Genomic DNA, 16251 nt, shown 5'->3' with positions numbered 1-16251 from the left:
GGAGCTTTCGATGCCCACTTCTGCCCTTGCCGGTCTGACTCTCCTTGTCCTTGGGGAGAGCCACATGAGCCTTGCGGACCATTTGCTGGAGCCGCTGCACGACAACCTGACGCGCCAAGGCGCCCAGGTCCACTCCATCGGTGCCTGCGGAGCCAGCGCCGGCGACTGGCTGATCAGCAAGAAGGTCGACTGCGGTGCCGAGCGCAAAGGCAACGACAAGATCGTGATCAAGGGCCGTGACGCCACTACCACACCGATCCAGGACCTGATCGCCGCCGACAAGCCCGACCTGGTGGTACTGGTCATCGGCGACACCATGGCGTCCTATGACAAGCCGGTGTTTCCGAAGGCCTGGGCATGGCAAAGCGTCACCGGCCTGGCCAAGGCCATCGCGGCCACCGGGACCCGCTGCGCCTGGGTGGGCCCGGCCTGGGGCAAAGCCGGTGGCATGTACCAGAAGAATGACGCCCGCACCCAGTTGATGTCGCAGTTTCTGGCCGCGAACGTGGCGCCTTGCACCTACATCGATTCGCTGACGTTTTCCAAACCCGGACAGTGGATCACCACCGACGGCCAGCACTTCACCGTCGCCGGGTATCAATCCTGGGGCAATGCGATCGGTGATGCCGTGGCCAAACTGCCCGCCGACCGCATCAGCAGCACAGGAGCCGGTAAATGACCCGATTCGCATTCAGCTGGGCACTGTTCGCGCCCTTGATGCTGAGCCTGCACGCCGAGGCTGCCGACATTGCCCTGTACCCGACGGGTCCGGATCAGGACTCGGCCTTCCTGCGCTTTATCAATGCCGCCGACAGCCCACTGCAACTGCTCGCCGAAGGCTCGCGGGCTAGCCTCAAACTCGAAGGCGCCCATGCTGTGTCCGACTACTTGCCCGTGCCCGCCAACCAGCCGATCAAGGGCACCCTGGAACGCAACGGCAAGAGCCAGCCGCTGGACATCCAGGTGGCGGCAGGCGAATTCGCCAGCGTGATCGCCTTGCCGGATAGCGCACAAGGTATCCGCCAGGTCGTCATCCGTGAGCAACCCGACGACTTCAATAGCCTGAGGGCCTCGCTGGCGTTTATCAGCGCCGATCCTGCGTGCACCCAGGCCGGGTTGCGCGCTGCGGGGAAGAACGCCGACCTGTTCAAGGAGGTGGCCGACGGCAGCGTGCAACGCCGAGCGATCAACCCGGTCAACCTGTCGGTTCAATTGGTCTGCGCCCAAACCAACGTCGGTGCCCCGCTTGACCTGGGCCAGCTCAAGGCCGGCGAACGCTACAGCGTCGTGCTGCTGCCTGGCGCAAATGGCCCTTACCTGTTGCTCGCGACTGACGTCCTGGCCCACTGATCGGATCGCGCCACCACCATGGTTTTTGCTTCTCTCGAGTTTCTGACGTTGTTCCTGCCGCTGTTCCTGTGTGCCTATGCAGTGTGCCCAACCGCCTGGCGCAACGTCACGCTACTGATCGGCAGCTGGCTGTTCTATGGCTGGTTGAGCCCACAGTTCCTCGCGGTGCATGTGGCGCTGACAATCACGGCGTGGGTCGGCGGCTTGCTGATTGACGCCTTACGGGAAGAAAGCAAGGGCCGCGTACGGCTACTCGCAACGCTGATCGTGCTCAACACGGCGGTGCTTTGCTGGTACAAGTACGCCAACATCGTCGCCAGCACCTTGATCGATGCCGCCACCTGGTACGGCGCCATGCCCCTGGACTGGCAGCGGGTCATCATGCCGGCCGGGCTGTCGTTTATCGTATTGCAGGCGATTTCCTATCTGGTGGATGTGCATCGCCGCACCGTGCCGGTCGAACGCAGCTTCATTAACTACGCCACCTATATTTCGATGTTCGGCCATTCGGTCGCCGGCCCCATCATTCGCTATGACTGGGTTCGGCGCGAGCTGAATCAACGTTGTTTCAACCTGCAGAATTTCTCGCTGGGTGCGCGCAGGTTCATGGTCGGGATGAGCATGAAGGTGCTGGTGGCCGACACCCTGTCGCCCGTGGTCGATGTGGCGTTCAATGTGCAGAACCCAAGTTTCTCTGACGCCTGGATAGGCTGCCTTGCCTATTCCTTGCAACTGTTCTTCGACTTCGCCGGCTACAGTGCCATGGCCATTGGGCTGGGCCTGATGCTGGGGTTTCACTTTCCCGAGAACTTCGACCGTCCGTATCTGGCCAACAGCATCCAGGACTTCTGGCGCCGCTGGCACCTGTCGCTGTCCAGCTGGTTACGTGACTATCTGTACATTCCGCTGGGTGGCAATCGCAACGGCACCTGGAAAACCTACCGCAACCTGTTCCTGATCATGGCCATCGCCGGCCTCTGGCACGGTGGCGATAGCTGGAACTACCTGTTGTGGGGCTGTGCCCATGGCCTCGCGTTATGCGTTGATCGTGCCTGGAGCCGTTCCACCCTGCCCTCTGTACCGCCGGTGCTGTCCCATGGCCTGACTCTACTGTTTGTGTGCCTGGCCTGGACACTGTTCCGCGCCCCCGACTTTCATAGCGCGTTGAGTCTGTATGCCGGGCAGTTCGGCCTGCAGGGCATCGCCCTCGGTGATGAACTGTCCGTGACCCTGCGCCCCGTACACGGCCTTGCAGGCTTGCTGGGTGTGTTCGGTGTCATCGCACCACTGCTGCGCCCTTACTGTGAGAAACGACTGGGCGGCATTGCGTTTTACGCCGCAGCCCTTTGGCCCATCGCCGGTTTCATGCTGTCGTTCGCACTGATCGCCAGTCGCGAAACCGTACCCTTCCTGTACTTCCAATTCTGATGACGACCCCAAAGCACACCCCGCCACCCACTCAGCCAGATGAGCTGGCGACACGCAGCAGTCGGCTGGCAGGCGTGGCGTTGCTGATATTCCTGTTCATCGGGCTGCTGTCCTCTGGCCGTCTGATCGTCTCAGGGCAGATCTCGCTGTTGCCCGATAAAGTGCTGACCCCGCAGCTTTTTGACGGCGATATCACTCATCGGATCGCCAGGGAACTGTCGAACGCTCAACTCCCCACGACCTTCGCCGAGCTGGAGCGCGGTGTCAGCTGGCTCCTGCTCAGTGACAGCGGGCCAAGGGTTCGCTCGGGTTGTCCTGACTGGTTGTTTTTGGCCGATGAGCTCAAGGTCAATCATCAAGCACAGCGCAATGCCGATGCCAAAGTCCAGGCAGTGATTGATCTGAAGCAGCAGCTCTCCCAACGTGGCATCAGCCTGCTGGTGGTCATCGTTCCAGACAAGAGCCGCATCGCTTCCGGGCAGCGTTGCGCACTGCACCGCCCAGCCACTCACGAAGGGCGCATCCAGGCCTGGACCTCGAAGCTGGATGTGGCTGGCGTGGCGAATCTGGACCTCACCGGTGCGCTGACGCCACTGGGGGCCAGTGCCTGGTTGCGCACCGATACGCACTGGAGCGAGCCCGGCGCGAAGGCGGCGGCCGAGGCTATCGCGCAGCGACTGAAGACCTTGGGCATCAGCGCAACGCCACGCAGGTCGTTCAACGAAAGTCATGCCCCGCTCGCGGTGCGACCTGGCGATCTGGTCCATCTGGCGGGCATCGACTGGCTGCCGCTCAAATGGCAACCCGCACCCGAAATGGTCGCCCAGACCAGCACCCACGAACTTCCCGTTGCGTCAGCCGCCAGCCCTGACACGGAGGCAGACCTCTTTGGCGATGCCGACCTCCCCAACACCGCGCTCATCGGCACTTCATTCTCACGCAACTCCAACTTCGCAGGGTTTGTGCAGCAGGCGCTGGGCGCCCCCGTAGGCAACTTCGCCAAAGACGGTGGAGCGTTCTCTGGCGCTGCCAACAGCTACCTCAACAGCCCGGCCTTCAAAGAAACGCCGCCAAAGCAAATCATCTGGGAGATCCCGGAGCGGGACCTGCAGTCGGCTTACATCGAACCCATTGCCTATCGCTTGTTGCGGTAGGCATGCCTTCCCTTAAACTCCACCAGGAACGCGCCTACACTGAAATGCACAGCGATTGAGAGGACATGGAGCTCCACGCATGCGGACTAGCGCCCTTGTGATACTCCTTATCAGCTATGCCGTGCTGATGGTGATTTTTTTCAAGCTAAATGCTCGAAACAATCTACGCCGCAGAGAGGGTCTTTACGAAGCCTTTGAAACGACTATGCGACAGCATGGGATCAAATCTTTCGAGATCCTCAAGGAAAGTATTTATATCGGTAACAACTTTCGGCCATCAGAACTGTGCCGGGTATTGCTGGACGATTCAGGGCACTACTTTCTTTACTTGCATGCCAGCAACGCGCAACCAACTTTAACGCCGCTGACCGAGGAGCGAGCGTTACAAGCTGCACAGGGTGACATAGGAATTCAGGCATAGATCATCGCAACCGCTGCCACCAGTCACCTCCGGGGAGAGTGCGGGTAACGCAACTGGCGAGGTGAACCAATAAAACGTAGCTCACCTTCAAAGCGTGCCTTACGCCCTTCATCAGATTTCCACGATCCACTTACTAGCCTGCCGGTGAACTGCGAATAGTCACCGGCACCACTGCGACTCACAGGGTACTCCGTCGTTGTCGCCATCCATTTTCATTCCTGGGCAATTACGCAGAAAATTTTTGGCCTCTGCGCACGACGTCATCTGCGAGCAATACTTGCGTCCGTCGCAGTTGACTGGAGCCGAAACAGGCTTCGGCGCAGTCAAGACCACGGAGATTCTTTGAGGACTCGATAGCCGAGCTTCAGCCCAGGACTGTAATTCAGGGGAAAGCTTCCAAGCCAACAGACCAACAACAAGCACAACCAAAATCAGTTTCATCTTGATCCATCCATGATGAGAGACCGTTTGTGTTCTCACGTTGCCTGCTTTACAGCGTAATCCACTAATCCACATACAGCCTGCCGGTGGGAAGCGGCAAATTGCTACGCGAGATGGAAGGAAGAGCAGATGCCAAATACTGACCTGCTCCCTTCCCTGCTGTTCAGGATCAGCGAAAACCAACTCGCCCTGGAGGCCATCGATAAAAATGGAGAATTCATCAAGATGACGCTCGCGGTGATGATGACGTCGGTGTGACTCAGGCCAGTCACGCCCGACAGCACATTCGGAGCAAGGAAATACCTCCCCTTTTCCTCGGCATGCTCACGCCATCACCCGGCGTGAGCATGCGCTGATTACTCAGATAAAGGCGAAGTCCGCCTCGGTGATGGCTGCCTGTGGGACGCCGGTCAAGGTGATGCTTCCCACACCCGGCTGGCCAGTGACGGTTATGACGGCCTCGCCTAATTGTTCTCCAACAGTGAGATTCGCGAAGGTCAATCCGCTGGCGCTAAGGTTGATCAGGTCAGTGCCGTCCTCGAAGTCGGCGATAGTGTCCGTTCCCCAGAGGGAGGGAAAGTTCACTGCGAAACGTCCGCAGGGATTCATCGATGAGATCGTGGCAGCGCGGGTGGCGGCATGATCCTCTTACCAATAGCAGCCCCGCTCTACATGCTCTGGCTCATCTACAAGGGGCCGCGACGGTAAAGTCAGGGTCGCTTATTTCCCTTTGCCCAACCTGCAATCATCAGTACCAACCCAGGAATCCAAAGACCGGGCGCGGTGATAGCAACGCCGCAGATCGCCAGAGGCAGCCCAGTTAAAAACAACGGATTTCGAAACGCCTTTTCCATAGCATCAACTCCTTTAAGAACGTATCTCATTAAACCACAAACCCTGCCGGTGAACGGCGGGCGAAGAATCCCTATGTCCAATCGAAGCGCGGCCCAAGTCGCGCCCGTCCCTCCCCGTTTTATCCGAGCCATGGATGCACCTGGCTAATTGGGAATGTGCCGGGATGTATTCAACAAAACTGTCCGGCCGAACGTTCGCGAATTTCCCATAGGAAAACAGAGCGTTGGCTTCGACCGGATTGAGCTCGACCCGTGGGCGGACGTCTACATCGAAGCCATGGCAATTGAAAAGACCGCAAATCAGGACAGCAATCGCCCTCGCAGCGAGCGCCAGGCCGAAGCGCTGGACGGCTTCATGGCCATTCACGAGCGCGCCGGCCTGCGGATCGCCCACAACATCAGTTTTGATGATCGGATCATGCGCATCGCGCTATCGCGTTATCGCGGCAAACAGGCGGCCGACGACTTCAAGCTCACCAACACCTACTGCACCTGCCAGAACAGCAAGAACCTGGTGAGGTGCCCGCCCACCGAGAAGATGATCCGCGCCGGCTTCGGCAACCAGTTCAAGGTTCCGACCGTTGCCGAGGCCTTGTTGCACTTCACCGGTGAAGAACAGGTCGGCGGCCATCGCGCGCGGCCCGACACCGAGGCCTGCGCTCGCATCTACTTCGCCATCCTGCAGGCGACTGCGGTGGCATAAGCATTTTAATCACTCGGAGTTAACGTCTCTATCGACTGACCCTTGTCTTAGCACATTGACCATATATCCATTACTGCTCTTAAACTGAGATATTGCGAAAAATTGAGTTCGTTTTTTTTCGTTATATTTCTCGTAATGGACGTACAACTCGTAAGTTTTGTTTATAGCAAGCAACCTCGAATCAATTTCAAACTGAAAAGTTTCATCTTCATCAAGTGCATCAGGTCTAGCATATATAGGATGCCGACCATTGGCGAGAAGTACTACGTCTACATTCTGACAAGAATGACCGCTATTTTTTATAGCAAACACTTGCCTATCTGTAGTCCCGCTCACTACGTGCTCAAGCCACCCCAATCGCAAGATTGGGTCAGTGGCAAGATCTTGATGAGATAGCTGAGCGCTCTGGAGCGCGACCATAGCTGTCTGCTGCAAGACGGACTCTTTCAACTCTTTCGCCTGTAACTGCAATGCTTCTGAACTTAGCTGCAACTCCTTGCCTTGCTGGAAAAACCCGAGCACAAGCCATAAAAAAGCAATAGGGCCAAAAGCTCCTGCCAAAAAGTCACCAATGGCATTTAGATCCATTATTAAAAGGTTAGGAATGCGACCCCATATCAACAAAAGCAAACATGAGAAATATACCGCCGTCAATAAACCGCCAAGCCAGCCTAATTTATTACGCATACCTCTAATCCTGCCCCGTAGAAAAGGCGTCGATCATATTCGATACGCCTACTACTGGCCACCAGCCACTAGGAAAAATCATGTTTTTTAAGCGTGTATTGAAACACTTTCACATATGCTGTGGCCTCGGTGGCGGTGCCAAAGGTTTTAACCAGGCTAAGCCCATCGTTGGACACATCCAAGCCGAATGGCAGTGCATCGGCGGTGTAGACGTCGACCCGGCTGGCCTTCGCGACTTTCAGCGCCTGTCTGGTGTGCCGGGTACGTTGATGGATCTGTTCACCCGAGACCAATACACCCACTTCCACGGCAAAGCGCCGCCGGCGGACTGGACCGAAGCGAGCGCCGACGACCTGCGCCGCGCCGCCAACAACGAACGGCCTGACGCCGTATTCATTTCGAGCCCCTGCAAAGGCGCCTCGGGTCTGCTGTCCGAAACAATGAGCATGACGCCGAAGTACCAGGCCCTGAACGAGCTCACGCTGCGCTGTATCTGGCTGATGTGCGAAGCCTGGAAGAACGACCCTGTTCCGCTGCTGGTGTTCGAGAACGTTCCACGTCTGGCCACCCGCGGGCGCCACCTGCTGGACCAGATCAACAAGCTGCTGGGCCACTACGGCTACGCCGTCGCCGAAACCACCCACGACTGCGGCGTCATCGGTGGCCTGGCCCAGAGTCGCAAGCGCTTCTTGCTGGTGGCCCGCCATATCGAAAAGGTACCGCCGTTTCTGTACGAGCCGGAAAAGAAGACGCTCAAGTCGGTTGGCTCAATCCTCAGTCGCATGCCACTGGCCGGCGATGTCGAAGCCGCCGGCCCGATGCACCGGGTTCCGGCACTGCAATGGAAAACATGGGTTCGCCTTGCCCTGGTGCAAGCAGGAAAGGACTGGCGCAGCCTGAATGACTTGGCGATCGAGGACGGCTATCTGCGTGACCTGGTCATTGTTCCCGAATACCGCGCCGGCTATCTCGGTGTGCACGAATGGCACGACACCGCCGGCACCGTCGCTGGCCGCAACAGCCCTACGAATGGTGCGTTCTCGGTAGCGGATCCACGCGCCAAGGCCGGCGCCCTTCAATACCAGCAGTACGGCGTTCGTCGCTGGGACGAAACGAGCGGAGCCGTTATCGGCGTGAAGTCGCCCGGGCAAGGAACGTTTAGCGTTGCCGACCCGCGCCGAGCTGGTGAAGGCTTCGGCAAGTACCTGGTGTCACCGTGGGATCAGTCGACAGGAACTGTCATCGCCGGCAGCACCACGGGCCAGGGTGCTTTCGCCGTGCAAGCCCCCCGCCCAGGTATGAAACGCGTGAAGGGCGATGCTTACCTGACTGGCGGCCATTACGGCGTTGTTGGATGGAACGATCAATGCGGCGCGGTTTCGGCAAGCGCCAAGCAGGACAACGGGCGTTGGTCAGTCGCTGATCCCCGTATGCCGGAAGCCAATGACCGGCTGACCTGTGTAATTGAAAGCCTCGACGGTACCTGGCACCGCCCATTCACCACCTTAGAGCTGGCTGCGCTGCAGAGCCTGGTTGATCCTGAGGAACAGTTCGAACTGGACGGCCTGAGCGATCAGGCTTGGCGTGAGCGAATCGGCAATGCGGTACCGCCGGCAGCGGCCGAGGCAATCGCCCACGTAATGGGCACCACCCTTTTGCTGGCCGCCGCCGGCGAAACCTTCATGCTCAACAGCATGCCGATCTGGGTCCGCCCTGTGGCTGTCGGTCTGAGCGTTTGCCGGCAAACTTCTGATTAGTCAACAATTGGCGGGGCGTCATCTTCATCAGGTAGGCCCCACTCGCCGCATATCCTTTCCATCTCGGATTGGTAGTGAGATTTTATTGAAGCAACATCTTTGAAGTCGTTGAAACACAGTTCGCTGTAGAGAATGTTAAGAGCAGCTAAGTGACTTTCATAGTTACTGAGCCTGCCGCGCAATTTCGTCATTTTTTCTCTATCTAGTACTGACTTACCATCAATCATCCATTGTGCAACCGTTTCAAACCCCCTTTGCTTAGTTTCATACTCTCTCTGCAAGCCTTCTGTGAGGTTTTCTAGAGTTCTGAGAACGTTTAGGCGGTTTTCCTCAATAAGCCGTCGATCCGCTTCCGCGTTCGATCTCTCAATCTGAGCTAGCTGCGACGCAAGAGTCTCAACTTGTAATCGCTGCATCGCGTCAAACTCATGCCGCTGAGTATCGAGCAGTTCTTTTTGCAAGCCGATGGTTTTCAATATTGCCAAGAGAGTGAGGAACGAAATCAGTGGGCCAAATAAACCTCCAATGTAACTACCGAAAGCAGACCAGGTATCAGCCTTGCTCGACAACCCCGCTCCAAACACCGACTTATAAACCAGTAAAGAAACAACTACGGAAACCAGCACTACGGCCACTAACGAAACTGAAAACCAGTCAGTTGGCTTTTTGTTTCCTTGCTTATCTAAATCTTGCATAGCGCCTTGCATTGAATAGCTCCTGTATTTTTTTGAACTTTACGTTATTTTAGGACCGTCATGAACTCAATTGCCATAAAAGCCCTGGAGCGCGCCCAGTTCCAGCAGATGACCCGCGACATGGAAATGAGGGCCAAGCAGCCCAAGCAGGTCGAAGCCAAGACAATCAAACCCAACGAGCCGCAGCCCGAACTGGTCATCACCGGTCCGATCAACCGGGTGATGGAGCTGGAGGGCAAGCGGTACGCCGTCGACTTCGTTCAGGGTCTTGGCGCGTCCGTCCGCAATCCGAAGGTGGTGGCCAAGGCCATTGCCGACCTGACCAGGTACGCCGCCCAACAACCAACCAGCGTGGCCAGCGGCGTGAAGATCGTCATTGATCTGTTGAAGGGGGCGCCATGAAAGAGCGCCCGATTCTAAGAGCTAACTTGACCCGCCCTTACCTGCTGCGGCGACTGGATTGCTCAGGGAGAGGGCTAGTCTTACAAAGTGGGATTAGCCCTATATCGTTAATAACAATTGGCGAAATAGCGCCGCTACTCATCGGTATCCATATAGCTCTTACTTCGACCTGCGGAGTAAATATAGGTTCTTTTATTAACGCAGGATGAACACCCCAATTTCGACCATTCCAATCTTCATGTCGCTCCATATACCTGACTGTTGTAAGGGTTAGGAAGCGAACGGGTACAACAGAGCGCAGCGTATGCGTAAGCCTTGTGTAAAAGGACTCGACATCTGGTATTTCTACACACGAGTCCGCCCCCTCAAACTGACTCATCGCTTTAAACGAGTATTCGAATGAAGTGCAATGAACAAAACAATCGGGATGATCAAATTCTTGTTCTGCCGTGCAATTCTCGAAAACGGCGTTCGTTCCAGGCTTTATATCCATCACACCAAACTCTCTGAGTGCAGAGATGTGAATGCTGTCCCCGTCTTTAGAGTCTACATAAGGGATTTGGTGGGAAACTTTCTTTTTCCCCTCATTTACATCCGCAATTCCCTGTTTGTGCTCGGTTCTTCTGAAATCGTGAAGCGTACCAATTCGGATATTTCCAAGTGCAAGCAGTGAATCGTTGTACTTTTTGCTCGAATATCGAAAAACCGCTGGCATAACAATTCTCCCTTTTAGTGGCATCACTATGCCATCGAGGTATCCCCATGCCCATAAAAAAACAATCCAACTCTGAACCGGCCATCTGAAGGCCGCGCCAGGACCAGGAGCAGTCCGCGCGCCCCCGACAGGAGTACATACGTACTCCAACCTGCAGTAACTCCATCCCCCATCCAATCACACCAGCCCGCAAGGGCATGGCGAGGATTCCCTATGGCCAACACAAAACCTGCGGTGGTCTTCGAGACCCCCCACGCTTCATCCGGGCGATGGATGCCCCTGCATATCTCGGCATGTGCCGCCCCGAATTCAAAAACACTGTCCGTCCTCACGTCAGGGAATTCCCCATTGGAAAACAGGGGGTTGCCTTTGACAGGCTTGAGCTGGACGCGTGGGCAGATGCCTACATCGAGTCGATGGCAATTGAAAAAGCCAGCAATGAGGACAACAATCCGCCCCGCAGTGGGCGCCAAGGAGTCAATAAATGGCGCGAAAAACAATGTCCGGCCTCTACGAGAGGAACGGGATTTGGCACATCGACAAAGTCGTCAGAGGTCAGCGACTTCAGGAAAGCACTGGAATAAGCGAAAGGGAAGAAGCGGAGCAATACCTGATTCACCGGCTCGAAAAGCTCAGACAGGAAAAGGTCTATGGCGTGCGCCAGGTGCGAACCTGGCGTGAAGCCGCTACCCGCTTCCTGGTTGAATTCAAGGATCAGCCGTCAATTGCATTGTCTGCTCTACACATCGAGCAGCTCGACCCGTACATCGGTGATTTGCCGATAACGCACATCGATGACGGGACTCTGGCCAAGTTCATCAAGGATCGTCAGGCGCCGAGCAAGACCGCAACAGGCAAGATCAAGCCTGGGGTTTCGAACCGGACAGTGAATATTGCCCTGCAACGAGTCGTCCGGATCCTGAACCTTTGCCATAGGAAGTGGCGCGACCCGGAGAAACGGCCGTGGCTGGAGTCGGTACCGATGATCCGGATGCTCGACGAAAAGGTCAGCAGCAGGAAGCCCTACCCACTTTCGTGGGAAGAGCAGTCGGTGTTGTTCGCTGAGTTGCCGGCACACCTGCAGCCGATGGCCTTGTTCAAAGTGAACACCGGCTGCCGGGAACAGGAGGTTTGCAAGTTGCGCTGGGATTGGGAGATTTATGTGCCCGAGCTTGAAACCAGCGTGTTCCTGATACCGGCCAGCTTTGGCGGCAGGAACGCTTCGTCGGGCGTAAAGAATGGCGAAGATCGCCTGGTGGTACTAAACAGCGTAGCGAAATCGGTCATCGATAAGCAGCGTGGCCAGAGTAAGGAATGGGTTTTTCCTTATGACGGCACGGCAATGCACAGGATGAATGATTCGGCTTGGAAGAAGGCCCGGGTGCGCGCCGGGAAGATTTGGCAGGAAAAGTACCTCCGGCCGGCGTTACCTGGATTCATTTCGATCCGGGTTCACGACCTGAAGCACACCTTTGGCAGAAGGCTACGTGCAGCAGGCGTGACACTGGAAGATCGCAAAGCATTGCTTGGGCACAAGAACGGCAGCATTACGAGCCACTATTCTACCGCAGAGCTCGGACAACTGATCGAAGCGGCAGACAAAGCGTCGACAACCGATTCCCGAGGGCCGGCACTGACCATATTGAGGAGGAAAACGGGATGAACTCCCGCAAAAGTCCCTACGCATGAAAAAGCCGAACTGGTTAGAGTTCGGCTAAGTCATTGAAAAATATGGTCGGGACGGAGTGATTCGAACACTCGACCCCTAGCACCCCATGAAGGTAACCTAATTTCCAGCAGCGTCTAAAAATATCCGCATAAGCCAGTAAAATATGACACCTTAGACAAAAGGACTGCTTCCAATCGTCTATCACCGTCCAGTAATATCTTCCAAAATCCAGTCCTAATTGGCAACCAATTGGCAACTGCATGGTAACCATGGAATGGTTCTCTATTTACGGGGGGTATTACAATGGCGAACATTACCGACCGACAAATGTCTGCCAAGCCAGGGGCTTCGGATAGCTGGCTTAGTGAAACGATCATATGGGGGCATGGCAGCCTTGTCGCAAGGATCACTCCATCAGGTGAGCGGCTTTTTTATTTTCGCTATATGGACAGCCAGGGCAAAAGAGCTACCTACCCGATAGGCAGCTATAGCCGGGATGGGGGCTGCATGATGACCCTGGCAGACGCTAGAAAACGAGCCGCAGAACTTGCGACATTGCACAAGAACGGCACAAGAGACATCCGCGAATATGTCGAAGCCGAGCAGACAACAGCTGAAGCAGCTCGCAATGCCGAATTAGCACGAATGGAAAAAGAAAGAGCCGAAGCTGAAGCCGCCGTCGCCGCCCTTGCCGCCCGACAGACCGTCACCGCATTGTTCGAACGCTGGATGAAGATCGATATCGCCAATCGTAAGGACGGGGGAGCCGAAGTACGTCGAATGTTTGAGAAAGACGTGCTTCCTTCGATCGGAAATCGTTTTGTTGCTGACGTAAAAAAAAGCCACGTCGCCGAAGTAACGGACGCAATGTTAGCGCGGGGTGTCAACCGAGCAGCGAAGATAGCCTTTTCCCTTATGCGCCAGATGTTCCGATTCGCAGTAGACCGGGATTTGATCGAACACGATCCCACCGCCAGCATTAGAAAGGCGAAGATTGGGCAAAAGGATACAGAGCGCGATCGCGTACTGAGCGACGAGGAAATTAAGCAACTCGCAAAAAAAATCCGTGATGCCAGACTTCTGATTACCACAGAGGTTGCGATATGGATCGCCCTCGCTACCTGTTGTCGCATTGGTGAGCTCCTAGGAGCCCGCTGGGAAGATATCAACCTGGAAGCCAAGACTTGGATCATCCCCGCCCAGAACAGTAAAAATGGTAAACCACACCTGATTTATCTCTCTGACTTTGCTATTCACCAATTCGAACGAGTGAAAACCATCAACGGCAAATCTACGTGGTGCTACCCCAACACTGACAATAGTGGCCCTGTTTCTAGTAAGACAGTGACCAAACAGCTTGGCGATCGACAGCGACAGCCGGATCAAGGCGTCATGAGCCGCCGCAGCGCCAAACCTCATGCACTCCTCCTAGCGGGCGGTAAGTGGACTCCTCATGATCTGCGCCGCACTGGAGCCACAATGATGACCGCTCTGGGGGTAATCCCCGAAGTTGCCGAGCGCTGTCTAAATCACACTGAAGAAAAAAAGGTTAAGCGCATATACCAACGACATAGCTACGCCAAAGAGATGACTGAGGCTTGGGTCCTGCTCGGCGAGCATCTTGATGCAATAACGGGGTCAGATGCCGAGAATATTGATCCTATAGCGGAAAAACATTAATCCGGAAATTTATGCGACAGTAGCGGCCAATCCAGAGGAGGCGGAAATGCGTGGCTTCAAAGATGACCAAAATAAAAACCTATTCATAAATTTCGACCCCTTCATGTCATTCTCCGAAGGACAGCTCGGAGTTGAAAATAAATCCTTCATAAATAAAAGCGGAGAAAGCAACTCTGCGCACCCAAACCTTTGGAGGCTTGGTCGCGAGGCATATTGCTTCATGATTAAATGCTTTGGCATTCCACCTTCCGAAAATGAGTTTTATTGGCTAGCTGACGAAATAATCAACTTTGAAAAAAATGAAAACTGGCTGGAGTTTGTCAATTACGCAATAAATCATGGCAACAATAGTCTCCAGTTCGACAGGGACTCCCCACCAATAAAAGACGTCAGAACCATAGTTAATGCATCAAATTATGATGAGGGGTGGTTTACAAATGCAACAATGCACATCTTGAAACCTCTCATTGTAAACCGCGCCGTAGATCCCCTTGCGATTCCTGATATTGAGGGATTTCTATGGGGACTAAGCCTCCTTTGGATAGACGATACTCTTAGCGACTTCCAACGTGGCGTGATGGATAGTACAGCATTAGATTGTGTTCAACGCTCAGCAACCTCAGCGAAGATTTTTAGGGAGGCAATAGAGTCAAGTCGTGCAGCAGTAAGCGCAACAAACAGACGAGGAGCCACGGCAAAAAACGCGCACACAAACGCACTTAAAGAGAGTTTTTTAAACGAATGGCGTTTAACTGGCAAAGAGTATAAAGGAATATCGGATTTCGCACGAATTATTAGTACTAGAGATGGAATACAACTTGACCAGCGCACACTAAGAAAATGGATTTCAGAGGACAACAAGCAACGACTATCTCGTTAGAACCGTACACTCTGCGCGCAGAGTGTACATCTTGCACGCACACTGATCTTTTGAAGATCTTAATTCCTACATACCTTGCCTAGCTACGAATCCACTACGCGCTACCTAGCGCTACGGAGCTTAGCCAATGGCAAACGCCAACAACTTTCGACGCATTATGCGTTTACCCGAAGTAATTGAAATCACGGGCTATCGCCGCGCGTCAATTTACAACTTAATGAAGACCGGAAATTTTCCACGCGCCCGGAGCATTGGTGCGAGGGCAGTCGGATGGGATAGCCAAGAAATTTATAACTGGGTAACTGAACGTCTCGACGCAGCTCAATGAGCCGCGTCTTATGCAAAGGCAAGATGCCGCAGAACTATTTCAAAAGCGTCTTACTAGACGTCCATATTGCAGTAATGATCTCACTACTGAGGGAATCTACCGCCTTCCCCTTTCGAGCGCTCTGTTACATAAACTAATTCAACCTAACTCATCAGGACTAATTTCGAATCTTGTATTCGACATCGATAGACTTGGCGGTGCTCTGGACTGGAGCGATCGCAATGCCCCCCCCGCCTAGCATAGCGATGATGAATCCGTCCAACGGACACGCGCACCTAATCTATCTGCTGGCAACACCTGTGCCGGTATCAGACGTTGCCCGAGTCAAGCCCGCAAAATATTTGGCTGCAATTCAGGAGGGCCTACGCCGCAGGCTTGATGCAGACAGGTGCTATGCGGGCTTGATTGTGAAGAACCCAATGCATAACCACTGGATTACCCGGCAATGGGCTCATACGCCCTACCAGCTTGACGATCTGGCGGACTACATCGACCTGCCCTCGCCAGCAGAGATGAAGTGTCGCAGCCGGCAGTTCGACTATGTAGGTCTTGGCCGCAATTGCACCGTTTTTGAGATAGTACGCAAGCAAGCCTACGGTGCCGTTCGCGACTATTGGCGGCCGGGTGGAGGCCCCTCCTTTGCCGCCGCCGTACTGAATTTAGTGTTGGTTGCAAATCACACCGAAATAGGCAATCCGATGCAGTTGAGCGAGTGCCGGACGATCGCGCGGAGCATCAGCAAATGGACATGGGAGCGGTTCACACCTACCGAGTTCCGAGCGATACAGTCCGCCAGAGGGAGAAGGAAAGGCTCCGTTATACGGGAACAGTTGCTACCCATGGCTAAATCGATGGTGGGTGAAGGTAAAAGCTTACGCGACGTTGGACGCACGCTTGGGGTTCACCACTTAACAATCAAAAGCTGGCTCAACAAATAGGTGGATAAAAGCCATATCAGATATAGAGCAGGGATTGCGATTGTTTCTGCTGAGCAATGCTGCTGATATTGAGGTGGGGGGGGGGGGGGGGGGGGGGGGGGGGGGGGGGGGGGGGGGGGGGGGGGGGGGGGGGGGGGGGGGGGGGGGGG

Annotated in this window: 21 protein-coding genes; 15 read left to right on the top strand and 6 right to left on the bottom strand. The window is 55.1% G+C overall.

The genetic code is table 11. The features are described 5' to 3' along the window. The first annotated feature begins 10 nt into the window (after positions 1-10). From AC1RP7_RS27500 to AC1RP7_RS27480, 5 genes are all read left to right on the top strand, one after another. Positions 11-679: an SGNH/GDSL hydrolase family protein gene (locus tag AC1RP7_RS27500; RefSeq protein ID WP_057715532.1), complete on the top strand. Its 669-nt coding sequence runs from the start codon at positions 11-13 to the stop codon at positions 677-679. Continuing rightward, positions 676-1350: an alginate O-acetyltransferase AlgF gene (locus tag AC1RP7_RS27495; protein WP_493183375.1), complete on the top strand. Its 675-nt coding sequence runs from the start codon at positions 676-678 to the stop codon at positions 1348-1350. The genes AC1RP7_RS27500 and AC1RP7_RS27495 overlap by 4 nt, the downstream gene beginning before the upstream one ends. Before the next feature lie 18 nt (positions 1351-1368). After that, entirely contained in the window at positions 1369-2778 is a 1410-nt protein-coding gene (locus AC1RP7_RS27490; protein ID WP_492588471.1) for an MBOAT family O-acyltransferase, read from the top strand. Beyond that, complete coding sequence (locus AC1RP7_RS27485) at positions 2778-3932, top strand: alginate O-acetyltransferase AlgX-related protein (RefSeq protein WP_493183377.1); 1155 nt, start codon at positions 2778-2780, stop codon at positions 3930-3932. Before AC1RP7_RS27490 ends, AC1RP7_RS27485 begins: the two co-directional genes overlap by 1 nt. Before the next feature lie 79 nt (positions 3933-4011). Next, positions 4012-4353: a hypothetical protein gene (locus tag AC1RP7_RS27480; RefSeq protein ID WP_407515351.1), complete on the top strand. Its 342-nt coding sequence runs from the start codon at positions 4012-4014 to the stop codon at positions 4351-4353. 159 nt (positions 4354-4512) lie between these two features. Here the strand turns inward: AC1RP7_RS27480 and AC1RP7_RS27475 are convergent, their stop codons facing one another. Further along, positions 4513-4794: an excalibur calcium-binding domain-containing protein gene (locus AC1RP7_RS27475; protein WP_492588489.1), complete on the bottom strand. Its 282-nt coding sequence runs from the start codon at positions 4792-4794 to the stop codon at positions 4513-4515. A gap of 129 nt (positions 4795-4923) precedes the next feature. Between AC1RP7_RS27475 and AC1RP7_RS27470 the strand changes: the two genes are divergently transcribed. Next, the gene (locus tag AC1RP7_RS27470) at positions 4924-5052 is read left to right on the top strand and encodes a hypothetical protein (RefSeq protein ID WP_493183379.1); all 129 of its coding nucleotides are present in this window, start codon (positions 4924-4926) and stop codon (positions 5050-5052) included. Between the two features lie 102 nt (positions 5053-5154). Here the strand turns inward: AC1RP7_RS27470 and AC1RP7_RS27465 are convergent, their stop codons facing one another. Further along, the gene (locus AC1RP7_RS27465) at positions 5155-5379 is read right to left on the bottom strand and encodes a hypothetical protein (RefSeq protein ID WP_489340323.1); all 225 of its coding nucleotides are present in this window, start codon (positions 5377-5379) and stop codon (positions 5155-5157) included. A 125-nt stretch (positions 5380-5504) separates the two neighbouring features. Beyond that, positions 5505-5648, bottom strand: coding sequence for a hypothetical protein (locus tag AC1RP7_RS27460; RefSeq protein ID WP_340317133.1), 144 nt, complete (start codon positions 5646-5648; stop codon positions 5505-5507). Positions 5649-5802: 154 nt separating this feature from the next. Here AC1RP7_RS27460 and AC1RP7_RS27455 point away from each other — a divergent pair, with 154 nt between their 5' ends. Next, complete coding sequence (locus AC1RP7_RS27455; RefSeq protein ID WP_493183380.1) at positions 5803-6351, top strand: hypothetical protein; 549 nt, start codon at positions 5803-5805, stop codon at positions 6349-6351. A gap of 9 nt (positions 6352-6360) precedes the next feature. Here AC1RP7_RS27455 and AC1RP7_RS27450 read toward each other — a convergent pair whose 3' ends face one another. After that, positions 6361-7038 (bottom strand): hypothetical protein, encoded by a 678-nt coding sequence (locus AC1RP7_RS27450; protein WP_493183382.1) that lies wholly within the window; start codon positions 7036-7038, stop codon positions 6361-6363. Between the two features lie 80 nt (positions 7039-7118). Here AC1RP7_RS27450 and AC1RP7_RS27445 point away from each other — a divergent pair, with 80 nt between their 5' ends. After that, the gene (locus tag AC1RP7_RS27445; protein WP_493183383.1) at positions 7119-8795 is read left to right on the top strand and encodes a DNA cytosine methyltransferase; all 1677 of its coding nucleotides are present in this window, start codon (positions 7119-7121) and stop codon (positions 8793-8795) included. Here AC1RP7_RS27445 and AC1RP7_RS27440 read toward each other — a convergent pair. After that, on the bottom strand, positions 8792-9502 hold the full coding sequence (locus AC1RP7_RS27440; RefSeq protein ID WP_493183384.1) for a hypothetical protein: 711 nt from the start codon (positions 9500-9502) through the stop codon (positions 8792-8794). The genes AC1RP7_RS27445 and AC1RP7_RS27440 overlap by 4 nt on opposite strands. Before the next feature lie 48 nt (positions 9503-9550). On the opposite strand from AC1RP7_RS27440, the gene AC1RP7_RS27435 reads away from it, so the two are divergent. Then, positions 9551-9892 (top strand): hypothetical protein, encoded by a 342-nt coding sequence (locus AC1RP7_RS27435; RefSeq protein ID WP_493183386.1) that lies wholly within the window; start codon positions 9551-9553, stop codon positions 9890-9892. Positions 9893-9929: 37 nt separating this feature from the next. On the opposite strand, the gene AC1RP7_RS27430 is transcribed toward AC1RP7_RS27435, so the two are convergent. Next, positions 9930-10607: a hypothetical protein gene (locus AC1RP7_RS27430; protein WP_493183388.1), complete on the bottom strand. Its 678-nt coding sequence runs from the start codon at positions 10605-10607 to the stop codon at positions 9930-9932. 484 nt (positions 10608-11091) lie between these two features. On the opposite strand from AC1RP7_RS27430, the gene AC1RP7_RS27425 reads away from it, so the two are divergent. From AC1RP7_RS27425 to AC1RP7_RS27400, 6 genes are all read left to right on the top strand, one after another. Continuing rightward, positions 11092-12270, top strand: coding sequence for a tyrosine-type recombinase/integrase (locus AC1RP7_RS27425; RefSeq protein ID WP_493183389.1), 1179 nt, complete (start codon positions 11092-11094; stop codon positions 12268-12270). 309 nt (positions 12271-12579) lie between these two features. Then, positions 12580-13956, top strand: coding sequence for a tyrosine-type recombinase/integrase (locus AC1RP7_RS27420; RefSeq protein ID WP_493183391.1), 1377 nt, complete (start codon positions 12580-12582; stop codon positions 13954-13956). A 46-nt stretch (positions 13957-14002) separates the two neighbouring features. Then, entirely contained in the window at positions 14003-14836 is an 834-nt protein-coding gene (locus tag AC1RP7_RS27415) for a hypothetical protein (RefSeq protein WP_493183393.1), read from the top strand. A gap of 127 nt (positions 14837-14963) precedes the next feature. Beyond that, positions 14964-15164 carry an AlpA family phage regulatory protein gene (locus AC1RP7_RS27410; RefSeq protein ID WP_493183394.1) on the top strand — a complete coding sequence of 67 codons (201 nt, stop codon included), beginning with the start codon at positions 14964-14966 and terminating at the stop codon, positions 15162-15164. 10 nt (positions 15165-15174) lie between these two features. Continuing rightward, positions 15175-15402 carry a replication initiation protein gene (locus AC1RP7_RS27405; protein WP_493183395.1) on the top strand — a complete coding sequence of 76 codons (228 nt, stop codon included), beginning with the start codon at positions 15175-15177 and terminating at the stop codon, positions 15400-15402. Further along, complete coding sequence (locus tag AC1RP7_RS27400) at positions 15386-16102, top strand: replication initiation protein (RefSeq protein WP_493183397.1); 717 nt, start codon at positions 15386-15388, stop codon at positions 16100-16102. Before AC1RP7_RS27405 ends, AC1RP7_RS27400 begins: the two co-directional genes overlap by 17 nt. The last annotated feature ends 149 nt before the right edge of the window (positions 16103-16251 follow it).

Source organism: Pseudomonas sp. GW822-FHT01E03 (assembly GCF_058802985.1).
The sequence above is the reverse complement of the archived record's forward strand: the minus strand, read 5'-3'. Positions and strand labels throughout refer to the sequence as shown.